Raw genomic sequence first — 6577 nt, forward strand, 5'->3', positions numbered from 1 at the left:
TCCGATGAAAACACTGGCCAAACTCCCCGTCACCATCGTTACCGGCTTCCTCGGCTCGGGCAAAACCACCTTGCTGCGCCATATGCTCGACAACGCCCAGGGCCGTCGCATCGCCGTGATCGTCAACGAGTTCGGCGAGCTGGGCATCGACGGTGAAATCCTCAAGCAGTGCTCCATCGGTTGCACCGAGGAAGAAGCCAACGGCCGCGTGTACGAACTGGCCAACGGCTGCCTGTGCTGCACCGTGCAGGAAGAATTCTTCCCGGTGATGCGCGAATTGGTCTCCCGTCGCGGTGACCTCGACCATATCCTGATCGAAACCTCGGGCCTGGCCCTGCCAAAACCGTTGGTCCAGGCCTTCCAGTGGCCGGAAATCCGCAGCGCCTGCACGGTTGACGCGGTGATTACCGTGGTCGACAGCCCGGCTGTCGCCGCAGGCACCTTTGCCGCGTTCCCGGATCAGGTTGATGCCCAGCGCAAACTCGACCCGAACCTGGACCACGAATCGCCCCTGCACGAGCTGTTCGCCGACCAACTGGCCAGCGCCGACCTGGTGATCCTCAACAAAGCCGACCTGATCAGCCCTGAAGACCTGGCACGCGTGCGCCTTGAAGTCGCCGAAGAGCTGCCGCCGGCCGTGAAAATCATCGAGGCCAGCAGCGGTCGCGTGCCGCTGGACGTGTTGATTGGCCTGGGCGCCGGCTCCGAAGAACACATCGACGGTCGCCACAGCCACCACGATCATCACCACGAAGGTGAAGACGACCACGACCACGATGCGTTTGATTCCATCTCCATCGACTTGCCGCAAGCTGATGAAGCGCTGCTGCTCGACGCCCTGAATCAACTGGTGGTGCAACACGGCATCCTGCGTGTCAAAGGTTTCGCGGCGATCCCGAACAAGCCGATGCGCCTGCTGATCCAGGGTGTGGGCACGCGTTTCGACAAGCATTTCGACCGTGCCTGGGGTGCTGATGAAGCCCGCATCACGCGTCTGGTGCTGATCGGCCAGGAGCTGGATGCGGCGGGCCTCGAAGCGCAACTGCGCGCTGCGCTCAGCGTTTAACCCATGCACCTGCTCAGGACCCAGCCCGGCGGTTTCGTCTCGGAAGACAACATTGCCGACTTAGGCCAAACCCCCGCCGAGCTGGTGATTCTGTGCAGCGGCGATTCCAGCCTGGCACTGCTGGCCGAAGCGGCCCAGCAGTTGCCCGACGATTACCCCAGCTTTCGCCTGGCCAACCCGATGCAGGTGCAAAACCATGCCTCGGTCGACCTGTACGTCGATGAGGTGCTGCGCCACGCCAAGGTCATCCTGATTTCGCTGCACGGCGGCATCGGTTATTGGCGCTACGGCATCGAGCGCCTGGTGGAATTGGCCGAGCGCGGCGTGCAGCTGATCCTGGTGCCGGGTGATGATCGCCCGGACCCGGAACTCAGCGGCTTGAGCTCCGTTGGCGCAGAAGCGCGCGACCGCCTGTGGCACTTCCTGCGCCAGGGCGGCCTGGGCAACGCGCTGGATTTCTATCGCTGCCTGGCAAGCAGCTACCTGGGCCGCGACTATGCCTGGGCCGAACCGCAAAGCCTGCCGCGCACCGCGATTTATCACCCGCACAAAGCCAACCCGCGCTTGAATGACTGGCAGTCGGATTGGCAGGCAGATTGGCCGGTAGCCGCAGTGCTGTTCTATCGCTCGCATTTGCAGGCGGCCAATACCGGTTTTATCGACGTGTTCTGCCAACGCTTGCAGGCGGCGGGCCTTAATCCGTTGCCGATAGCGGTGGCCAGTTTGAAAGAGCCCGGCTGCCTCACGGTGGTCGAAGATTGGCTGGATGACGTGCAGGCGGCGGTGATTCTGAACACCACCGGCTTTGCCCAGTCCAGCCCGGAAGCCCCGCATTTACGGCCATTTCGCCGCAATATTCCGGTGATCCAGGCGATTTGCGCCCAGGACAACCAGCCCGGCTGGGAGGCCAGCGAGCAAGGCCTCGGCCCGCGCGACCTGGCGATGCATATCGCCTTGCCGGAGCTGGACGGGCGCATTATCAGTCGTCCCATCAGCTTCAAAGACCTGGCCTGGCGCAGTGAGCGCAGCCAGTCCGACGTGGTGTGCTACCGCGCTGCGCCCGAGCGCATGGATTTCGTCGCCGAGCTGGCGCGGCGCTGGGTCGAACTGGCACGGGTGCCGAATGCACAAAAGCGCATCGCACTGATCCTCGCCAACTACCCGACCCGTGACGGCCGCATTGGCAATGGCGTGGGCCTGGACACCCCGGCGGCGGCGCTGAATATCCTGCGCGCGCTGCAAGCCGAAGGTTATCCCGTGCCCAGCGAGTTGCCGCACAGCGGCACGGCCTTGATTCATGACCTGCTCGGCGGCGTCACCAACGATCTGGACAGCCTCGACCTGCGCCCGTGCCACCAAAGCCTGGGCCTGGACGACTACGAGGCGATGTTCAAGCACCTGCCTGAAGCCAATCGTCAGGCGGTTTTGGCGCGCTGGGGCGCACCGCAGAACGATCCGATGTGCCGCGACGGCCGCATGATGATCGCCGGCCTGCGCCTGGGCCTGACTTTTGTCGGCATCCAGCCGGCGCGGGGTTATCAGGTTGACCACAGCGCGGTGTACCACGACCCGGACCTGGTACCGCCCCACGGTTATTTGGCGTTTTACTTTTGGTTGCGCCATACCTACGGCGCCCATGGCGTGATCCATGTGGGCAAGCACGGCAACCTCGAATGGCTGCCGGGCAAGGGTGTGGGGCTGTCGGAGAACTGCTGGCCCGACGCGCTGCTGGGGCCGTTGCCGAATATCTACCCATTTATCGTCAATGACCCGGGCGAGGGTGCCCAGGCCAAGCGTCGCACTCAAGCGGTGATCATCGACCACCTCATGCCACCGCTGACGCGTGCCGAGACCTACGGCCCGCTGCGTAACCTGGAGCTGTTGGCCGACGAGTATTACGAGGCGCAATTGCTGGACCCACGCCGCGCCCTTGAATTGCAAAAAGACATTCTCAAGCTGGTGCGCGAAACCCATATCGATCAGGAGCTGGAGCTGGATAACGAGGCCGACGCCACGGTCTGGTTGCCGCGCCTGGACACCTACCTGTGCGATTTGAAGGAGTCGCAGATCCGCGACGGCCTGCATATTTTTGGCGAGTCGCCCGAAGGTCGTTTGCGCATCGACACCCTGCTGGCCTTGCTGCGCATCCCGCGCGGCGATGGGCGTGGCCCGCAATCGAGCTTGCTGCGGGTGCTGGCCAAGGCGTTTGAACTGGGCTTTGACCCACTCGATTGTGCCCTGGCCGAGCCCTGGACCGGGCGTCGCCCCGAGGTTTTGCAAAACATTGATCAGCAGCTCTGGCGCACCGCCGGTGATACCCGCGAGCGCCTGGAGTTATATGCCGCGCGTTTGATCGAGCAAGCGCTGGAAGGGCCGATTGAGCAGTTGGAGGAACCTGGCTGGGAGGATGTGAAGTCGGTCATCGAGAGCCTGCGCGTCGTCGTGGCACCGCGTCTGGACGCGTGCGGGCCTGCGGAAATGCAGGGTTTGCTGGAGGCGTTGAGTGGCCGCTTTGTACCCGCAGGCCCCAGCGGCGCACCCAGTCGTGGGCGCCTGGATGTACTGCCCACCGGGCGTAATTTCTTCACCGTGGATGTGCGCAACCTGCCCACCACCACGGCCTGGCGCATTGGCTTCCAATCCGCCAACCTGATTCTTGAGCGGCACCTGCAAGACCATGGCGACCACCTGCGCCAGCTCGGCCTGTCGGTCTGGGGCACCGCCACCATGCGTACCGGCGGTGATGATATTGCCCAGGCCATGGCGCTGATGGGCGTGCGCCCGGTATGGGCCACGGGCAGCCAGCGCGTGGATGACTTCGAGATTCTGCCGATCAGCCTGTTGGACCGCCCGCGCGTTGACGTAACGCTGCGCGTGTCCGGGTTCTTCCGTGATGCCTTTGCCAACCTGATCCGGCTGTTTGATGCAGCCGTGCAGGCAGTGGCGGCCCTGGATGAGCCGGATGACATGAACCCGCTGGCGGCCAAGGTGCGCAGCGAGCGCGAGGCGCTGCTCAGCGCGGGCCTGGATGAAGAAGCGGCCGCGAAACAGGCTGGCTGGCGCATCTTCGGCGCCAAGCCTGGCGCCTATGGCGCGGGCGTACAGGGTGCGATTGACGGTCGCCTGTGGCAGAGCCGCGAGGATTTGGCCGAGGTCTACCTGAACTGGGGCGGCTATGCGTATGGCGGTTCCGATGAGGGCACTGCCGCCCGCGAACAGTTCGCCCAGCGCCTGAGCCAGGTGCAGGCAGTGTTGCAGAACCAGGACAACCGCGAGCACGACCTGCTCGACTCCAACGACTACTACCAATTCCAGGGCGGTATGCTCGCGGCCGTGGAAACCCTGAGCGGTGATAAAGCCGCCAGCTATCATGGCGACCATAGCCAGCCGGACCTGCCCAAGGTCCGCACCCTGAAGGAAGAGCTGAACCGGGTCATCCGTTCCCGTGCCGCCAATCCCAAATGGATCGACGGCGTGAAGCGCCATGGCTATAAAGGCGCGTTCGAAATGGCCGCGACGGTAGACAACCTGTTCGCATTCGACGCCACCACCGCGCTGATTGATGATCACCAATACGCCTTGCTCGCCGACGCTTACTTGCTCGACCCTGACACCCGGGCCTTTGTGCAGCAGCACAACCCCGATGCGTTGCGCGATATGACCGAGCGTATGCTCGAAGCCCAGCAGCGCGGCATGTGGCAAGAGCCCGGAGCGTATCGCGAGGCGTTGGAAAACCTGTTGCTGGATATAGAAGAAGACAGCTGATGATTGATATTCCGCATTTCCCGCTGTCCGCCGTGGTCGGCGCCGACGACTTGAAACTGGCCCTGTGCCTCACCGCCATCGACCCGAAAATCGGCGGTGTGCTGATCGAAGGCCCGCGCGGCATGGCCAAGTCCACGCTGGCGCGAGGCCTGGCAGATTTGTTGGCCAGCGGTCAGTTTGTCACCTTGCCGTTGGGCGCTACCGAAGAGCGGCTGGTGGGCACGTTGGATCTGGACGCTGCGCTGGGCGAAGGCCGCGCGCAATTTTCCCCCGGTGTCCTGGCCAAGGCTGACGGCGGCGTGCTGTATGTCGATGAAGTCAACTTGCTGCCCGATCACCTGGTGGACCTGCTGCTGGATGTGGCCGCCAGCGGCACCAACCTGATCGAGCGCGACGGGATTTCCCATCGGCATTCGGCGCGCTTTGTATTGATCGGCACCATGAACCCGGAAGAGGGCGAATTGCGCCCGCAACTGCTCGACCGCTTCGGTTTCAATGTGGCATTGAGCGGGCAAACCCAGCCCACCGAGCGCGGGCAAATTATCCGCCGCCGCCTGGATTTCGACAGCGATCCCGTAGCGTTCTGCAGCCAATGGGCCACGCAGCAAGCCGCCTTGCGCGATCGCTGCACCCAGGCGCGGGCGCGGCTCGACAGCATTGCGTTGGATGATCAGGCGTTGGCGCAGATCACCGAGCGCTGTTTTGCCGCCGGTGTCGATGGCTTGCGCGCAGACCTCGTGTGGTTGCGCGGCGCGCGCGCCCATGCGGCCTGGCGTGGCGCTGGCGCCATCGCCGAGGAAGATATCGAAGCCGTGGCCGAATTCGCCTTGCGCCATCGCCGTCAGGCGCAAACCCCTCCGGCGAGCCCGCCCGATAAAGGCCAGGCGCCACAACCCTCGGACTCCTCGCCCGGCCAAGGCCAATGGGGCGATATGCCCGCACCGGCCTTGCCCACGGGCGCACGCCGGGATGTGCCCACCTGGCCAAAAAAGCCCTAGGCATTCGCCCCCGACCTGACGCGGGGGCGGATGCCCGGCCCAAGGCGGGGCGACTGGAAAAAGGCAGGCACGGCAAAGCGCGTCGTGCAACGTTGGGTTCGATCAACTGGCCGGGCACCTTGCTCGGTGGTCGGCCGCAAACCCGTGAGGATGTGGTCTACCACCTGCGCAGCCGCTCAGCCCATGAGTTGTGGCTGGTGATTGTCGATGCCTCGGCGTCCACTCGGCGCCATGGCGCGTTGAGCGACGCCAAAGGCTTGCTGGCCCAGTTGTTTGATGACGCATATCGGCAGCGGGCGCGCATGGCGTTACTGACGGCCAGCGGGCAAGCGCCCAAATGGCAGGTGCAGGGGTTGAAGGCCGCCAAAGGCTTGGCCGGGTGGCTGGCTCAACTCGGCGCCGGCGGCGGCACGCCGTTGCTGGCGGCGTTGTCCGAAGCCGCGCATTGGCTGCGCGCGCGGCGTAAGCGTTACCCGGCCGAGCAGCAGCGTTTGCTGGTGATTACCGATGGGCGGCTCAAAGACATCGCCGGATTAGCGGCGCTCGACTGCCCGGGGTTGCTGGTGGATATCGAGCGTGGCCCGATCCAGCTCGGGCGCGCCAAACAGCTGGCGCTTGAGCTGCAGCTGGACTATCGACATATCGACAGCGTGTCGCTGCAATAAAAGTGAACGTTCCCTGATTCCCGCTTGTCCCCGCTTCCCATGTCACCCCCTGCCTGCCAAATCCCTTAATTTTCCAAGCCTGC

General features: G+C 64.2%; 4 protein-coding genes. All 4 read left to right on the plus strand.

The annotated features are described in order from the left end of the window. The first annotated feature begins 4 nt into the window (after nucleotides 1-4). Genes cobW through A7J50_RS12190 form a run of 4 tightly spaced genes read left to right on the plus strand, consistent with a single transcriptional unit; the run spans nucleotide 5 to nucleotide 6494 of the window. On the plus strand, nucleotides 5-1066 hold the full coding sequence (gene cobW, locus A7J50_RS12175; RefSeq protein ID WP_064452012.1) for a cobalamin biosynthesis protein CobW: 1062 nt from the start codon (nucleotides 5-7) through the stop codon (nucleotides 1064-1066). A 3-nt stretch (nucleotides 1067-1069) separates the two neighbouring features. Further along, nucleotides 1070-4831: a cobaltochelatase subunit CobN gene (gene cobN, locus A7J50_RS12180; protein WP_064452013.1), complete on the plus strand. Its 3762-nt coding sequence runs from the start codon at nucleotides 1070-1072 to the stop codon at nucleotides 4829-4831. Then, nucleotides 4831-5829, plus strand: a complete 999-nt coding sequence (locus A7J50_RS12185; protein ID WP_064452014.1) for an ATP-binding protein — start codon at nucleotides 4831-4833, stop codon at nucleotides 5827-5829. Before cobN ends, A7J50_RS12185 begins: the two co-directional genes overlap by 1 nt. A 53-nt stretch (nucleotides 5830-5882) precedes the next feature. Next, a complete protein-coding gene (locus A7J50_RS12190) occupies nucleotides 5883-6494 on the plus strand; it encodes a vWA domain-containing protein (protein ID WP_064454915.1) in 612 nt (203 codons plus the stop codon). Nucleotides 6495-6577 lie beyond the last annotated feature (83 nt).

The organism is Pseudomonas antarctica, assembly GCF_001647715.1.
Taxonomy (GTDB): Bacteria; Pseudomonadota; Gammaproteobacteria; order Pseudomonadales; family Pseudomonadaceae; genus Aquipseudomonas; species Aquipseudomonas antarctica_A.

What these genes read in the sequence shown, in the direction of transcription:
- cobW (WP_064452012.1), top strand. Translation starts at nt 5, where the DNA reads ATGAAAACACTGGCCAAACTCCCCGTCACCATCGTTACCGGCTTCCTC.
- cobN (WP_064452013.1), top strand. Translation starts at nt 1,070, where the DNA reads ATGCACCTGCTCAGGACCCAGCCCGGCGGTTTCGTCTCGGAAGACAAC.
- A7J50_RS12185 (WP_064452014.1), top strand. Translation starts at nt 4,831, where the DNA reads ATGATTGATATTCCGCATTTCCCGCTGTCCGCCGTGGTCGGCGCCGAC.